Consider the following 13109-nt stretch of genomic DNA (forward strand, 5'->3'; position numbering starts at 1 on the left):
ACTGCTTAGAGGTTTCAAACGCTGCCCATGGATTTGTTTCGAAGTGACCCGATTGCTCAACCTTTGGCGGCGCGCCTGCGCTCGACCAACCTGGATGAGTACGTCGGGCAGGAACACCTGCTCGCCCGTGGCAAGCCCTTGCGCGAAGCCCTGGAGCAGGGTGCCCTGCATTCGATGATTTTCTGGGGGCCGCCGGGCGTGGGTAAAACTACCCTGGCCCGGCTGCTGGCGAAAGTCTCGGACGCGCACTTCGAAACGGTCTCGGCGGTGCTGGCCGGGGTCAAGGAGATCCGCCAGGCGGTGGACGTGGCCAAGCAGCAGGCCGGGCAATACGGCAAGCGCACCATCTTGTTTGTCGACGAAGTGCATCGCTTCAACAAGTCGCAGCAGGATGCGTTTTTGCCGTATGTCGAAGACGGCACGTTGATCTTTATCGGTGCTACCACCGAAAACCCATCCTTTGAGCTGAACAACGCGTTGCTGTCGCGGGCGCGGGTTTATGTGCTTAAAAGCCTCGACGAAGTGGCGATGCAGAAGCTGTTGCAGCGGGCGCTGACCGAGGAAAAGGGCCTGGGCAAGCGCCAACTGACGGTCAGTGAGGAAGGTTTCAAGATTCTCCTGACGGCTGCCGACGGCGACGGACGACGTTTCCTCAACCTGTTGGAGAACGCCTCCGACTTGGCTGAGGATGGCAGCGAAATTGGCGTCGATCTGCTGCAGAGCCTGCTAGGCGATACCCGCCGCCGCTTCGACAAGGGTGGCGAAGCCTTTTACGACCAGATCTCTGCGTTGCATAAATCGGTGCGTGGTTCCAACCCGGACGGTGCGCTGTACTGGTTTGCCCGGATGATCGATGGCGGTTGCGACCCGCTATACCTCGCCCGGCGCGTGGTGCGCATGGCCAGCGAAGACATCGGCAACGCCGACCCGCGTGCCCTGAGCCTATGCCTGGCAGCCTGGGAAGTGCAGGAACGCCTGGGCAGCCCGGAAGGCGAGCTGGCGGTGGCCCAAGCGATCACTTACCTGGCGTGTGCGCCGAAAAGCAACGCGGTGTACATGGGCTTCAAATCCGCCCTGCGCGCCGCCGCCGAGCACGGCTCCCTGGAAGTGCCGCTGCACCTGCGTAATGCACCGACCAAGCTGATGAAGCAGCTGGGTTATGGCGATGAATACCGTTACGCCCACGATGAGCCGGACGCCTACGCCGCTGGCGAAGACTATTTCCCGGATGAGTTAGAGCCACAACCGTTTTATCAGCCCGTGCCCCGTGGCCTGGAGTTGAAGATCGGTGAAAAACTCAACCATCTTGCTCAACTTGACCGGCTCAGCCCGAAACAGCGGAGAAAGTAGTGCTTAGAACGATTCTTGCCGTGTCCGTGGCCGGCATCGCTGGTACATTATTGCGTTTCGCCACCAGCACCTGGGTCAGCGCCAACTGGCCGCGGCATTTTTATGCGGCGACCTTGGCGGTCAACTTGGTAGGCTGTTTGATCATCGGCTTGTTGTACGGGTGGTTTCTGGTGCGCCCGGAAGTGCCGATTGAAATTCGCGCCGGCTTGATTGTCGGCTTTGTAGGCGGTCTGACGACCTTTTCATCCTTTTCACTGGATACGTTGCGCCTGCTGGAAAGCGGGCAGGCACCGGTCGCCTTCGGGTACCTGGCCATCAGCGTGTTCGGCGGGCTGCTCGCTACCTGGGCTGGCCTGTCCTTGACCAAACTTTGATAAACGAGAGACCGACATGCTCGATTCCAAACTGTTACGTAGCAACCTTCAGGACGTAGCGGACCGCCTGGCATCCCGTGGCTTTGCCTTGGATGTTGCGCGCATCGAAGCGCTGGAAGAACAGCGCAAGACCGTCCAGACCCGCACCGAAGCACTGCAGGCTGAGCGTAATGCGCGTTCCAAATCCATCGGTCAAGCCAAGCAGCGCGGTGAAGACATCGTGCCGTTGATGGCGGACGTTGAGCGTATGGCCGGTGAGTTGGCTTCCGGTAAAGTCGAGCTGGACGCGATCCAGACCGAACTGGATTCGATCTTGCTGGGTATCCCGAACCTGCCGCACGAATCTGTGCCGATCGGCGAAGACGAAGATGGTAACGTCGAAGTCCGTCGCTGGGGCACGCCAAAAGCCTTCGATTTCGAGATCAAGGACCACGTCGCCCTGGGCGAATTGACCGGTGGCCTGGATTTTGAAACAGCCGCCAAAATGTCCGGCGCACGCTTTGCCTTGCTGCGTGGTCCGATCGCGCGCATGCACCGTGCCCTGGCGCAGTTCATGATCAACCTGCATACCGGCGAACACGGCTACGAAGAGGCTTACACCCCGTATCTGGTTCAGGCTCCCGCGCTGGTGGGTACCAGCCAACTGCCGAAGTTCGAGGAAGACCTGTTCAAGATCAGCCGCGATGGCGAAGCCGATCTGTACCTGATCCCGACCGCCGAAGTGTCGCTGACCAACATCGTGGCAGGGGAAATCCTCGATGCCAAGCAACTGCCGATCAAATTTGTCGCCCATTCGCCGTGCTTTCGCAGTGAAGCCGGTGCATCGGGTCGCGACACCCGCGGCATGATCCGCCAGCACCAGTTCGACAAGGTCGAGATGGTTCAGGTTGTAGAGCCGTCGACCTCCATGGAAGCGCTGGAAGGTCTGACCGCCAACGCCGAACGTGTCCTGCAACTCCTGGAGCTGCCGTACCGCGTTCTGGCGCTGTGCACCGGCGACATGGGTTTCAGCGCCGTGAAGACGTACGACCTGGAAGTGTGGGTGCCGAGCCAGGACAAATACCGTGAGATTTCGTCGTGCTCCAACTGCGGCGACTTCCAGGCCCGTCGTATGCAGGCGCGTTTCCGTAACCCGGAAACCGGCAAGCCTGAGCTGGTCCACACCCTCAACGGTTCGGGCCTGGCGGTAGGCCGGACCCTGGTTGCTGTGTTGGAAAACTACCAGCAAGCTGACGGTTCTATCCGCGTACCTGACGTGCTCAAGCCTTACATGGCGGGCGTTGAGGTCATCGGCTAAATGGAATTTCTGCCGCTGTTTCATAACCTGCGCGGCAGTCGTGTGTTGGTCGTCGGTGGCGGGGAGATTGCCTTGCGCAAATCCCGGCTGCTGGCCGACGCCGGTGCGGTGTTGCGGGTGGTTGCTCCCCAGATCGAAGACCAGTTGCGTGAACTGGTGCTGGGCAGTGGCGGTGAACTGATTTTGCGCGGTTATCAGGAGGCCGACCTTGATGGCTGCACCCTGATCATCGCAGCGACCGATGACGAGCCATTGAACGCGCAAGTGTCCAGTGATGCTCGGCGTCGTTGTGTACCTGTCAATGTGGTGGATGCGCCGGCTCTGTGCAGCGTGATCTTCCCGGCGATTGTCGACCGTTCGCCATTGGTGATTGCGGTGTCCAGTGGCGGCGATGCGCCGGTGCTGGCGCGGTTGATCCGGGCCAAGCTGGAAACCTGGGTGCCGTCGACCTACGGCCAATTAGCGGGACTGGCGGCGCGTTTCCGTACTCAGGTCAAAGGCCTGTTCCCGGATGTTCAGCAGCGTCGTGCGTTCTGGGAAGACGTCTTTCAAGGCCCGATTGCCGACCGGCAACTGGCCGGGCAGGGCGACGAAGCCGAGCGCTTGCTGGTGGAAAAAATCAACGGTGCGCCGCCTCATGCGCCCGGTGAAGTCTATCTGGTGGGCGCGGGCCCGGGTGATCCGGACCTACTGACCTTCCGTGCCTTGCGCTTGATGCAGCAGGCCGATGTGGTGCTGTATGACCGCCTGGTGGCGCCGGCCATTCTTGAGTTGTGCCGCCGTGATGCCGAGCGTGTGTATGTCGGCAAGCGTCGCGCGGACCATGCGTTGCCTCAGGACCAGATCAATCAGCAACTGGTGGACCTGGCCAAACAAGGCAAGCGCGTGCTACGACTCAAGGGCGGTGATCCATTCATCTTTGGCCGTGGCGGCGAAGAGATCGAAGAATTGGCGGCCCATGGCATTCCGTTCCAGGTCGTGCCAGGCATTACGGCGGCCAGTGGTTGTGCAGCCTACGCCGGTATTCCGCTGACCCATCGCGACTATGCGCAATCGGTACGCTTCATTACCGGGCATTTGAAGGACGGGACCTCGGACTTGCCCTGGAGTGATCTGGTAGGGCCGTCACAGACCCTGGTGTTCTACATGGGCCTGATCGGCTTGCCGATTATTTGTGAGCAACTGATCCAGCATGGTCGCTCTGCAGACACTCCGGCAGCGTTGATCCAGCAAGGCACCACATCGAACCAGCGGGTCTTCACGGGCACCTTGGCCAACCTGCCGCAACTGGTGGCGGAGCATGAGGTTCATGCGCCAACGCTGGTGATCGTTGGGGAAGTGGTGCAGTTGCGTGAGAAGCTGAAGTGGTTTGAAGGCGCTCAGTCGCAGGTCTGATAAACACGTACCGGCTTCACACAGATCAAACTGTGGGAGCCGGGCTTGTCGTGGTGAGATTGCTTTTGTGGCGAGCGGGCTTGCCCGCGTTGGGGCGCGAAGCGGCCCTAAAGTCGGCGACTCAATCGAACTCCGACCGGGGCTGCTGCGCAGCCCAACGCGGGCAAGCCCGCTCGCCACAGGTGGTGCTTGTGCCTCAGGCCCGTGTCCAAACCCCTTTCTCGCTCAGTCTCCTCCGATCATGGGCGATATCAAAACTCTGTAACGGCCCCTTCGGCACAATTCCCGTCGGGTTAATCGTCTTGTGACTGGCGTAGTAGTGCCCCTTGATGTGAGCAAAATCTACCGTTTCGGCAATTCCCGGCCATTGATACAGCTCCCGCAGCCAGTTCGACAGGTTTGGATAGTCGGCAATCCGCCGCAGGTTGCATTTGAAGTGGCTGTAATACACCGCATCAAAACGAATCATCGTGGTGAACAGCCGTATGTCGGCCTCGGTCAGGTATTCACCGGCCAGGTAACGATGGTCGGCCAGATGCTGTTCCAGATGGTCCAGTTCGGCGAACACATCATCAAACGCTGCTTCATACGCTTTTTGCGAGGTGGCAAAGCCTGCACGATAGACGCCGTTGTTTACGGTCGGATAGATCCGTTCGTTTAGAGCATCAATTTTTGAGCGTAGGGCCTCAGGGTAGAAGTCCAGGGTGTTACCAGTCAGCTCGTCGAACGCAGTGTTGAACATACGGATGATCTCCGCCGATTCATTGCTGACAATCCGCTTCAGCTTCTTGTCCCACAGTACCGGCACCGTGACGCGTCCAGTATAGGTGGCTGTGTCGGCGGTGTAGCGTTGGTGCATGTAGCTGAAGTCATCAAGTTTGTCGCCGGTTGAGCCATGGGCCTTGTCGAAGGTCCAGCCGTTCTCCAGCATCAACCAACTGACCACGGACACATCGATCAGGCTTTCCAGGCCTTTGAGCTTGCGCAGAATCAGTGTGCGATGGGCCCAAGGACAGGCGAGGGAAACATACAAATGGTAACGCCCCGCTTCAGCAGCGAAGCCGCCTTCACCGGTAGGGCCAGGTTGGCCATCGGCAGTGACCCAGTTGCGACGTTGCGCCTGTTCCCGTTGGAAGGCGCCATCTGCGCTACTTTCGTACCACTGGTCATGCCAGCGTCCTTCGATCAGCAAACCCATGACTGACTCCTTGGCTAATAAGCGTTGGAGTCCAGTCTAAAGGTCTGGGTTCGAACAAAAAGCGCAAAGGCTGGGAGTTAATGATCGACTAAATCGATTTGTTCCGGGCGTCCCAGTATTGCTGGGCGAGTTCGAACGCTTGCTCCCGTGGGTGACCAAGGCCGCGCAAGGCCAGGGCCATGGTGGCAATCAAGGCCAGTTGCGGGTAGCTGTCCTGTACGTCACCGCGCCACAGCGCCTTCAAGTGCTCAGGGTCGAGTGCGGCCGGCTTGACGTGGCGTTGGGCGGAGAGGGCGGGCCACTCTTCATCCCAACTTTCGCCGCCGGTGGTGCCATACAAGTGACTGATGGTGTCGGGGTTGATCTCGATCTCGCCGCCGTCGCCCTTGATCACAATGGCGTTATCGCCGAGCAAGCCACTGGCGTCACGGTGCACGCCCTGGTAGCCCGGGTGGAAGATGCTTTGCAAGCCGCAACGGGCGTTCAACGGGTTGAGGATGCGCGCCAGGGAATGGATCGGTGAGCGCAGGCCCAGGGTGTTGCGCAGATCGATCATGCGCTGTAGTTGCGGCGCCCAATCCCCTAGCGGAATAAACGCCAGGCTGCCTTGTTCAAGGGCCGACTCGACGTGTTGCCAGTTACGGCACAACGGTATCTGCAAGCCTTCCAGCAACTGCTCGGTATACAGCCTGCCTGCTGTATGCGCGCCGCCGCCGTGCATCAAAATACGTACGCCGTTTTGTGCCAGGCATTTGGCCGCCAGCAGGTACCACGGCAGGTGGCGTTTTTTCCCTGCGTAAGTAGGCCAGTCGACATCAACGTTGAGTGACGGAGCATTCAAACGTTCGCGTACGGCTTCGGTGAAACCGGCGAGTTCTTCCGGGCTTTCCTCTTTGTGCCGCAACAGCATCAGGAACGCCCCGAGTTGGGTGTCCTCGACCTTTTCATCGAGCAGCATGCCCATGGCTTCGCGGGCTTCTTCGCGGGTCAGGCTGCGGGCGCCGCGCTTGCCTTTACCGAGGATGCGCACGAAGGGGGCAAACGGATGCTCGGCAGGAGTTTCGGTGATCAATGGGGCAAAGTCGGTCATAAGCAATTCGTCGGCCTGGGCAGGCCCGCCAACTTGGCGGCGAGTTTGGCGGGAGTGCCTTTGAACAGTCGGTTGAGGTGCAGGCTGTTGCCCTTTTCCGGGCCCAGCTTCAAGGCGGTGTACTTGATCAGCGGGCGGGTGGCAGGTGACAGTTGGAACTCGTCGTAGAAACCGCGCAGCAACTCAAGGATTTCCCAGTGCTCGGGGGTCAGGTCCATGGCTTCGGCGGCGGCCAGGGCATTGGCCACGTCGGTGGACCAGTCGCTCAAGTCGGCGAGGTAACCGTCCTTGTCCAGCTCGAGGGTACGCTCGCCTACGGTCAGGGTGTTCATAGCCAGGTATTAACCTTGTTGTAGTCGATCGACAGCTGGACGAAGGCTGGGTAATCGACGCTGTCGGCCCAGGCGGGCACAGGCAGATTTCGGGACTGGCTGTCTTCTGCGAGGACAAACACCTTCAGCCCTTTGGCTTGCAGGGCCCGGAAAGGCGCGCTGGCAGCTTGCAGGGCGTAGGCACCGTCACCGCAAAGCAGGATCGCGTCCTGCGCGCCACAGAGGCGCAGGCAGCTCTCCAGCCGGCTATCGGTAAAAGGGGAGTGGGATACCACATGCAAAGTCGCCATCAGAGGGTTATCACCTGGTCGTAACGGTCAATCATCTCGCTGATCTGCTCGCTGCTCAGCGGTTGCGCACTGGTGGGAGATACAAGCCCACGCTCGTTGAGGCTATGACTGCAGGCAAACACATCGTCGATACCAAACAGTGACAGCGCTTGCAGGTTGGCGCTGAGGTCTTTTTGCTGAACGGCCTTGGCATCCTGGCCCGTTGCCAATTGAAACACCCCGTCATCCAGAAACAGCAGGCCAATGGGCAAATCGAATGCACCACCGGCCAGCACGATATCCAGCGCTTCCCGCGCACTGGGCCCGGACCACGGAGCCTGGCGGCTGATCACCAACAAGGATTTCGACATGTCATGGCCCTCCAAAGCAGATCAAACGGTCAGCGGTTTGGGCGGCGTCGTGCAATTGCCCAAGGCCCGACAGCGCCCAGGGCGCGTCCAGGTTTACGGCACTGCGCTGATAGCGCGTCGCTTCTTCGGCATTCAACACCCCGCGACGCAGGGCTGCTGCAATGCACACCACGCCATCGAGCTGATGCTGGCTGACAAAGGCACGCCATTGGTTGGCGATATCCTGCTCGTCCTGCGGCGCGACAATGTTGCTGGACGCGCTGTAGACGCCATCCTGATAAAAAAACAGCCGCACAATCTCATGCCCGCCGGCCAACGCTGCCTGGGCGAACAGCAGGGCACGGCGCGAGGAGGGCGCATGGGCGGCGGAGAAAAGCGCAATCGCGAACTTCATGGAACACTCTGTGGGTAAACCTGGGCCAATGATAAAGCCGCAGACAACAAAAAGCCCGCCGAAGCGGGCTTTTTACATGAGGCTGCGATCAGTCGTCGCGGCTCATGATGCCGAAGATCTGCAACAAGCTGATGAACAGGTTGTAGATCGATACATACAGGCTGATGGTCGCCATGATGTAGTTACGCTCACCGCCGTGGATGATCGCGCTGGTCTGGAACAGGATGCAGACCGAGGAAAACAGCACAAAACCTGCGCTGATCGCCAGTTGCAGGCCGCTGATCTGGAAGAACATCCCGGCGACGACCGCTGCCAGCAACACGAAGAAGCCAGCGGTGATGAAACCACCGAGGAAGCTCATGTCCTTGCGGGTGATCAGTACGTAAGCCGACAGGCCGCCAAACACCAGCGCCGTCATGGCAAACGCCGAACTGACTACTTCCGCGCCGCCCTGCATGCCCAGGTAACGGTTAAGGATAGGGCCCAGCAGGAAACCCATGAAACCGGTCAAGGCAAACGCCGATACCAGGCCCCAGGCTGAGTCACGCAGCTTGTTGGTCAGGAAAAACAGACCGTAGAAGCCGATCAGCACGACAAAGATATTCGGGTAACCGACGCGCATTTGCTGCGCAACGTAGGCCATCACGCCGCTGAATGCGAGGGTAAGAGCGAGCAAGCCGTACGTATTGCGCAGGACGCGGCTAACTTCTAGCTGCTCAGCCTGCGCGTTGCCATTCACTGCGTAATTCTGTTCGCGCATGGCGACACTCCTTCAGTTTTGAAACGTTCAGTCGCAAAGATCATAACAGACGCTCTGTAACAAGCGATGGCGAGAGTTTGACAGTGTGTTTCATTCGGGTATTATGGCGCCCGCTGAGACAGGATGGACTACTATAATCCTGTGCTGCATAAGGGAAATTGGCAGAGTGGTTGAATGCACCGGTCTTGAAAACCGGCGAACGTTAATAGCGTTCCCAGGGTTCGAATCCCTGGTTTCCCGCCAAGATTTACACAAAAGCCTCGCGAAAGCGGGGCTTTTGCGTTTCTGGGGCTTGGGCTGAGAATCGGCTGAAATAGCAGGAGTTCCGAAACTTTTGGGTATGAGTTCCGAAACTTTGCCTATTTGGATGGTTTGGCGGTTGCGCCGATCCTCCTGTAAACCCGCTTGGTGATCTCCTGTTTGCTGTGTCCCAGCAGCAGGCTTGCATCGCCGATATCGATGATTTCCGAGGCTGCCTTCGGCCGTATGTCGCGAAACTGAAACCCTCCAATCTTCGCCGCGAGTAGCGGGTCAACGAACAGGCCGCGATCAATGATGTAGTCCTTGTCGAAGCCTTGGGCCGCTTTCAACTCTGGTGGTTGCAGCATGCGCAGAGTGATGTCCACCAGCACGTAACCGCCGATCATGATCATCTCGGCCGGCTCTTTGAAGTGTTCCGGCAGATGCTCATGCATGAAGGCAGCGCAGCGGCGGGCACCTTCCATTTGCTCAGGTGTTAGCGTGTCCGGCACCTGTACCACCTCGATCAGAGCCACCCGATCTTTCGTCGGTAGGGTGTGCATTGGCTCGGTCAGCGATATGCCGTCCTTCTCGTTGCCGTAGTACTTCACGAGGTAGGCGCTGGCCAGCCGTTGGTTGGCTCCTGATTGGCAGATGGTTGACGTCGGCGAGTATGCAGATCGGCCATCACCCTTGTAGAAGCCGCCGTTCGCCTGCTCGAAGAACGCCGCCGTTACCGCGTGGTGTCCGGTGCTGGTGGCAACCACAGCCAGCGGGCCATCAACATCAGCCCCTACTGATCCCTTGCGCAGCGTCACCATCGATGCCGCGACCAACGCTTGTTCGCCGCGATTGGCTCCGGTGACTGTGCGGGCCGCCTCATCGGGCGAGTAGCCGCTGCGCTCTCCGTGGTGGGAGAGGTGGGTCAGGTGACATGCAGCCATCGCGAAGTGCCCGCCCTTGACCTGGGCGACTTGCGTCCGGAGCGCTTCTTGAACATCGAAGTTGCGCTGCGATGACCCGTTGGCGAATTCGGTGAGGAACGGCGCCGCCACGGGCTGCACGAGGGCGTGGTGGGTACCGCCAGCGCTGATGGTAGAAACTGATTCGTCCACGCCGTGTGTGCTGGTGTGCGCTTCTGACGTTCCGCGCATCGGCACAATGAATGGCTTCTCGCTGGTGATGACGTGACGCCACATGCCCTTGGCCACCCGGCGGCGGGTATTGAGTGCCATTGGCTTGTCCCGGAAGATCGTCTTGCCCAGATTGCTCCAGTCGATGCACTCGGCTGCGGTGCGCCAAGGCTGCTGCTTCGCTGTCGGCTTCTTGTGACGCACAGGCTCAGGCCAAACAATCGGCAGGCCGTCGCTGCGGGCTACCAAGTACAGGCGCTTGCGGATGGTTGGGGCCCCGGCGTTCGCCGCGATGCGCTCTCGCCATTCCACGTTGTAGCCCAGGCCCCGTACCAGGCAATCCACCGGTACGAACTCTCCGATGGATTGCAGGATCTCCGGCATATCCGGGTGATCTGCCGGCAGGCCGGTGCTGAGCGCTGTAATGAATGATTTGAAGGTGCGCCCGCGCTCGGCTTTGATCGGCTGGCCGTGTTCGTCGATAGGACCCCAGTCGCAAAACTCTTCGACGTTCTCCAGGAACATCAGGCGCGGCCGAGTGGCGTGCGCCCAGCGAACAACGACCCAGGCCAGACCCCGCACGCCACGGTCGCGCGGTGCACCGCCCTTGGCCTTGCTGTGGTGGCGGCAGTCCGGCGAAGCCCAGAGGATGCCCACGGGTTGTCCACCAGTGGCCAGGACCGGATCAACCTCAAACACGTCAGCGACGTAGTGCGCAGTCTGGGGGTGATTGGCGCGGTGCACGGCCAATGCTATCGGGTTGTGGTTTACCGCTACGTCCGGCTCCCGGTACGCCCGAGCAATACCGGTACTCGCACCGCCGCCACCGGCGAACAGGTCCACCACCAGCTCTTTCTGAAACGGAAGGCCCATGCTCGGCTGGCCATGGATGAATTGGGGTTTCTTCTGTTGTGCGGACATAGGGGCTTATCTCCCGTGATTTTCGTGATAGCCGAGACTGTTTTCGAAGGATTTTCTGGCGGCCGCTGCATCAAACTTTGATAAGTAGCGGCCGAGGGTTATTTGTTTGCCTGCCAGGTAACCGAAGGATCGCCATAGGCCTCGCGAATCCCACGAGACGCCGGAGACTCCGCTGGAGTTTTTGCAACTGCGCTTTTGGTTTCTGGCGTTTTCCACTGGGCTAGCCTCGCGGAGGTTGATCCAGCGGTTGTCAGTCTTTTGGCCGTTGATGTGATCTACGAACTCGGGCGGGTGCCGGTAGAGCATGTAGACGAATGCGAGTCGGTGCAGGTTGTGCCGCTTCCTGTCGATCATCACCGTCAGATAGCCACTGGAAACCAAGCTCCCGGCTATCGAACCCGAGGGTGTGCGGCTTCTGCTCACCAACCAGGTGAACACACCAGTCTCAGGGGAGTAGCCAAGGATCGACTTCAGATATTCCGGAGTAATAGGCATGGCTTCGCCTCGCCGGCTGGCGTGATTCGTAGAAGTGGGGTATTTGTGCGTCACTAAATATTTGGAGAGTGATGGTTCGAATGGATACGTTTTGGATACCGCTATTACTGGCAGTCGCAGGTGCGGCGTTTGGCGCGTATTTCGCGATTGTCAGAACAAAAAGGGAGAAGCTTTGGACAGAGCGATACGAGCGAATAGCTTCTGCTCTTGAGAAGACGAACCTCATACAGCGCTACCTCGACAGTGAGGTAAACGGTGAGCATCGTATCCATGGGCTCACAGAGCATGAAAAAGCTCAACTCGATGCCAATTGGCCCATAGCCAGATACAAACTATCTACAGACATCACCATGTTGCAGATGCTTTTCACTAAGTCGGATTTCGCTGAGACCCATAAGCGTTGGGACGCGTTACAGAAAAAGCTATTCTCTTTGATCGAAGACTCGATGCCTCACGATGCCCATGAATATGTATCTGCTGCCCGGCCTAAGGCGGAGCAGCTTGAAAAAGCACTCATAGCTCTATCTCGTGCGAAGTGTTTAGGTTTCTTCTGAGGCTGTACGACCAATACCCGGCATGGAGCCGGATCAGGCTGCTACGGCGTCTTCGAACTTGATCAGCAGGCTGCGGGTGTCGTTGGTGCAGCCGTCTTCTTTGACGCAGTACATGGCCGGGGTGTGCTCGTAGATCCGCGTGATCACGCCTTGTTTGACCCTGGTGCCAATAGGCAGCGGCGGCTCGGGCTTGAACTCTTCAGCCCACGCTTTAACCGCCAGGCCCTCGGCCCGATCTACGAGATAGTCGACCTCGTCCAGCGCTTCCATGTCATCCCGCGTAGTGTCCCAGGATGCATACTTGTCGAGTTCCTTTGCCAGCTCAAAGCCATCCATGTGGCGGCGGTAGTGCTGGGCGATGGTTTCGGCGTCTCCATTGATCTTTTCAGCCACAACGGTGCAAGCCTCGAGGATCATTGCTTTGTCAGCCTTTGGGCGGGGCGGGATGGTGTTCATGGACTATCTCCAGGTAGGCGCCGCCCTCCGGAACCGGTGGTGGCAATTTGGTTTGGGTTGGGGTATTACGGGTGACCGGCATGGAGCCGGATCAAGGAGATACTGATGCGCTATGTGGCCTGGGCAGTGATTCTGTTTTTCGCTGTGAGCTGGACTTTCGGTCTTTTGGTGGCCCCGCAGCATCGAGTTAAATCGACAGTTGTAGCTCTCATCCACTGGTGGATATCTATTGCGGTAGTAGTGTTCACCGGCCTTAGCGTGTATCACCTTTTTTGGCTCATGCCGCTTGCATTGGTCGTGTCGATGGTTGCCCTGAATATGGAGCTAAGAAAATTTCGGGCTAATGTTGGAACGATTTTCTTGAAAGTCGCTGTGGTCATGTGGCCTGCCATTTTCTTCACATTGAAGGCTGCGGGCTTCTGAGGTAAGGCGCCGAGCTCCGGGTTACCGGATGCAGCGAGTAGGGTGGGAATTGTGGAA

At 58.9% G+C, this 13109-nt stretch carries 16 protein-coding genes and 1 tRNA gene; 7 read left to right on the forward strand and 10 right to left on the reverse strand.

Features of this window, described 5'->3' with window-relative positions; translation table 11 throughout:
- Positions 1 to 27: 27 nt before the first annotated feature.
- The 4 genes from HKK55_RS07935 to cysG are packed head-to-tail and all read left to right on the forward strand — an operon-like array spanning position 28 to position 4416.
- Entirely contained in the window at positions 28 to 1350 is a 1323-nt protein-coding gene (locus HKK55_RS07935) for a replication-associated recombination protein A (protein ID WP_169354136.1), read from the forward strand.
- A complete protein-coding gene (gene crcB, locus HKK55_RS07940; RefSeq protein WP_169354137.1) occupies positions 1350 to 1724 on the forward strand; it encodes a fluoride efflux transporter CrcB in 375 nt (124 codons plus the stop codon). Before HKK55_RS07935 ends, crcB begins: the two co-directional genes overlap by 1 nt.
- Positions 1725 to 1740: 16 nt before the next feature.
- On the forward strand, positions 1741 to 3021 hold the full coding sequence (serS, locus tag HKK55_RS07945) for a serine--tRNA ligase (protein ID WP_169354138.1): 1281 nt from the start codon (positions 1741 to 1743) through the stop codon (positions 3019 to 3021).
- On the forward strand, positions 3022 to 4416 hold the full coding sequence (gene cysG, locus HKK55_RS07950) for a siroheme synthase CysG (RefSeq protein WP_169354139.1): 1395 nt from the start codon (positions 3022 to 3024) through the stop codon (positions 4414 to 4416).
- Positions 4417 to 4612: 196 nt separating this feature from the next.
- On the opposite strand, the gene HKK55_RS07955 is transcribed toward cysG, so the two are convergent.
- From HKK55_RS07955 to HKK55_RS07985, 7 genes are all read right to left on the reverse strand, one after another.
- The gene (locus HKK55_RS07955) at positions 4613 to 5614 is read right to left on the reverse strand and encodes a glutathione S-transferase family protein (protein WP_169354140.1); all 1002 of its coding nucleotides are present in this window, start codon (positions 5612 to 5614) and stop codon (positions 4613 to 4615) included.
- Between the two features lie 88 nt (positions 5615 to 5702).
- Positions 5703 to 6686, reverse strand: a complete 984-nt coding sequence (locus HKK55_RS07960; protein ID WP_178128873.1) for a glycosyl transferase family protein — start codon at positions 6684 to 6686, stop codon at positions 5703 to 5705.
- A 14-nt stretch (positions 6687 to 6700) separates the two neighbouring features.
- Positions 6701 to 7036: a TusE/DsrC/DsvC family sulfur relay protein gene (locus HKK55_RS07965; protein ID WP_169354142.1), complete on the reverse strand. Its 336-nt coding sequence runs from the start codon at positions 7034 to 7036 to the stop codon at positions 6701 to 6703.
- Complete coding sequence (gene tusB, locus HKK55_RS07970; RefSeq protein WP_169354143.1) at positions 7033 to 7326, reverse strand: sulfurtransferase complex subunit TusB; 294 nt, start codon at positions 7324 to 7326, stop codon at positions 7033 to 7035. The genes HKK55_RS07965 and tusB overlap by 4 nt, the downstream gene beginning before the upstream one ends.
- The gene (gene tusC / locus HKK55_RS07975; RefSeq protein ID WP_169354144.1) at positions 7326 to 7676 is read right to left on the reverse strand and encodes a sulfurtransferase complex subunit TusC; all 351 of its coding nucleotides are present in this window, start codon (positions 7674 to 7676) and stop codon (positions 7326 to 7328) included. Before tusC ends, tusB begins: the two co-directional genes overlap by 1 nt.
- A 1-nt stretch (position 7677) precedes the next feature.
- The gene (gene tusD / locus HKK55_RS07980; protein ID WP_169354145.1) at positions 7678 to 8070 is read right to left on the reverse strand and encodes a sulfurtransferase complex subunit TusD; all 393 of its coding nucleotides are present in this window, start codon (positions 8068 to 8070) and stop codon (positions 7678 to 7680) included.
- An 88-nt stretch (positions 8071 to 8158) separates the two neighbouring features.
- Complete coding sequence (locus tag HKK55_RS07985; protein WP_155584015.1) at positions 8159 to 8830, reverse strand: Bax inhibitor-1/YccA family protein; 672 nt, start codon at positions 8828 to 8830, stop codon at positions 8159 to 8161.
- A 152-nt stretch (positions 8831 to 8982) separates the two neighbouring features.
- On the opposite strand from HKK55_RS07985, the gene HKK55_RS07990 reads away from it, so the two are divergent.
- Positions 8983 to 9073: transfer RNA gene (locus tag HKK55_RS07990), tRNA-Ser, on the forward strand.
- Positions 9074 to 9189: 116 nt separating this feature from the next.
- On the opposite strand, the gene HKK55_RS07995 is transcribed toward HKK55_RS07990, so the two are convergent.
- Positions 9190 to 11124: a DNA cytosine methyltransferase gene (locus HKK55_RS07995; protein ID WP_169354146.1), complete on the reverse strand. Its 1935-nt coding sequence runs from the start codon at positions 11122 to 11124 to the stop codon at positions 9190 to 9192.
- A 6-nt stretch (positions 11125 to 11130) separates the two neighbouring features.
- Positions 11131 to 11619, reverse strand: coding sequence for an HNH endonuclease (locus HKK55_RS08000; RefSeq protein ID WP_169354147.1), 489 nt, complete (start codon positions 11617 to 11619; stop codon positions 11131 to 11133).
- An 80-nt stretch (positions 11620 to 11699) separates the two neighbouring features.
- Between HKK55_RS08000 and HKK55_RS08005 the strand changes: the two genes are divergently transcribed.
- Complete coding sequence (locus tag HKK55_RS08005) at positions 11700 to 12173, forward strand: hypothetical protein (RefSeq protein ID WP_169354148.1); 474 nt, start codon at positions 11700 to 11702, stop codon at positions 12171 to 12173.
- Between the two features lie 33 nt (positions 12174 to 12206).
- Here the strand turns inward: HKK55_RS08005 and HKK55_RS08010 are convergent, their stop codons facing one another.
- Positions 12207 to 12629, reverse strand: a complete 423-nt coding sequence (locus HKK55_RS08010) for a hypothetical protein (RefSeq protein WP_169354149.1) — start codon at positions 12627 to 12629, stop codon at positions 12207 to 12209.
- A 105-nt stretch (positions 12630 to 12734) separates the two neighbouring features.
- Between HKK55_RS08010 and HKK55_RS08015 the strand changes: the two genes are divergently transcribed.
- Positions 12735 to 13052, forward strand: coding sequence for a hypothetical protein (locus HKK55_RS08015; protein WP_169354150.1), 318 nt, complete (start codon positions 12735 to 12737; stop codon positions 13050 to 13052).
- Positions 13053 to 13109: the final 57 nt, after the last annotated feature.

The organism is Pseudomonas sp. ADAK18, from assembly GCF_012935695.1.
In the GTDB taxonomy this organism is placed as follows: Bacteria; Pseudomonadota; Gammaproteobacteria; order Pseudomonadales; family Pseudomonadaceae; genus Aquipseudomonas.

Excerpts from the sequence above, each read along its gene's own strand:
- HKK55_RS07995 (WP_169354146.1), bottom strand. The coding sequence starts at position 11,124 with ATGTCCGCACAACAGAAGAAACCCCAATTCATCCATGGCCAGCCGAGC.
- HKK55_RS08000 (WP_169354147.1), bottom strand. The coding sequence starts at position 11,619 with ATGCCTATTACTCCGGAATATCTGAAGTCGATCCTTGGCTACTCCCCT.
- HKK55_RS07935 (WP_169354136.1), top strand. The coding sequence starts at position 28 with ATGGATTTGTTTCGAAGTGACCCGATTGCTCAACCTTTGGCGGCGCGC.
- cysG (WP_169354139.1), top strand. The coding sequence starts at position 3,022 with ATGGAATTTCTGCCGCTGTTTCATAACCTGCGCGGCAGTCGTGTGTTG.
- serS (WP_169354138.1), top strand. The coding sequence starts at position 1,741 with ATGCTCGATTCCAAACTGTTACGTAGCAACCTTCAGGACGTAGCGGAC.
- HKK55_RS08005 (WP_169354148.1), top strand. The coding sequence starts at position 11,700 with ATGGATACGTTTTGGATACCGCTATTACTGGCAGTCGCAGGTGCGGCG.
- tusD (WP_169354145.1), bottom strand. The coding sequence starts at position 8,070 with ATGAAGTTCGCGATTGCGCTTTTCTCCGCCGCCCATGCGCCCTCCTCG.
- tusC (WP_169354144.1), bottom strand. The coding sequence starts at position 7,676 with ATGTCGAAATCCTTGTTGGTGATCAGCCGCCAGGCTCCGTGGTCCGGG.
- HKK55_RS07965 (WP_169354142.1), bottom strand. The coding sequence starts at position 7,036 with ATGAACACCCTGACCGTAGGCGAGCGTACCCTCGAGCTGGACAAGGAC.
- HKK55_RS08015 (WP_169354150.1), top strand. The coding sequence starts at position 12,735 with ATGCGCTATGTGGCCTGGGCAGTGATTCTGTTTTTCGCTGTGAGCTGG.
- HKK55_RS08010 (WP_169354149.1), bottom strand. The coding sequence starts at position 12,629 with ATGAACACCATCCCGCCCCGCCCAAAGGCTGACAAAGCAATGATCCTC.
- HKK55_RS07955 (WP_169354140.1), bottom strand. The coding sequence starts at position 5,614 with ATGGGTTTGCTGATCGAAGGACGCTGGCATGACCAGTGGTACGAAAGT.
- HKK55_RS07985 (WP_155584015.1), bottom strand. The coding sequence starts at position 8,830 with ATGCGCGAACAGAATTACGCAGTGAATGGCAACGCGCAGGCTGAGCAG.
- tusB (WP_169354143.1), bottom strand. The coding sequence starts at position 7,326 with ATGGCGACTTTGCATGTGGTATCCCACTCCCCTTTTACCGATAGCCGG.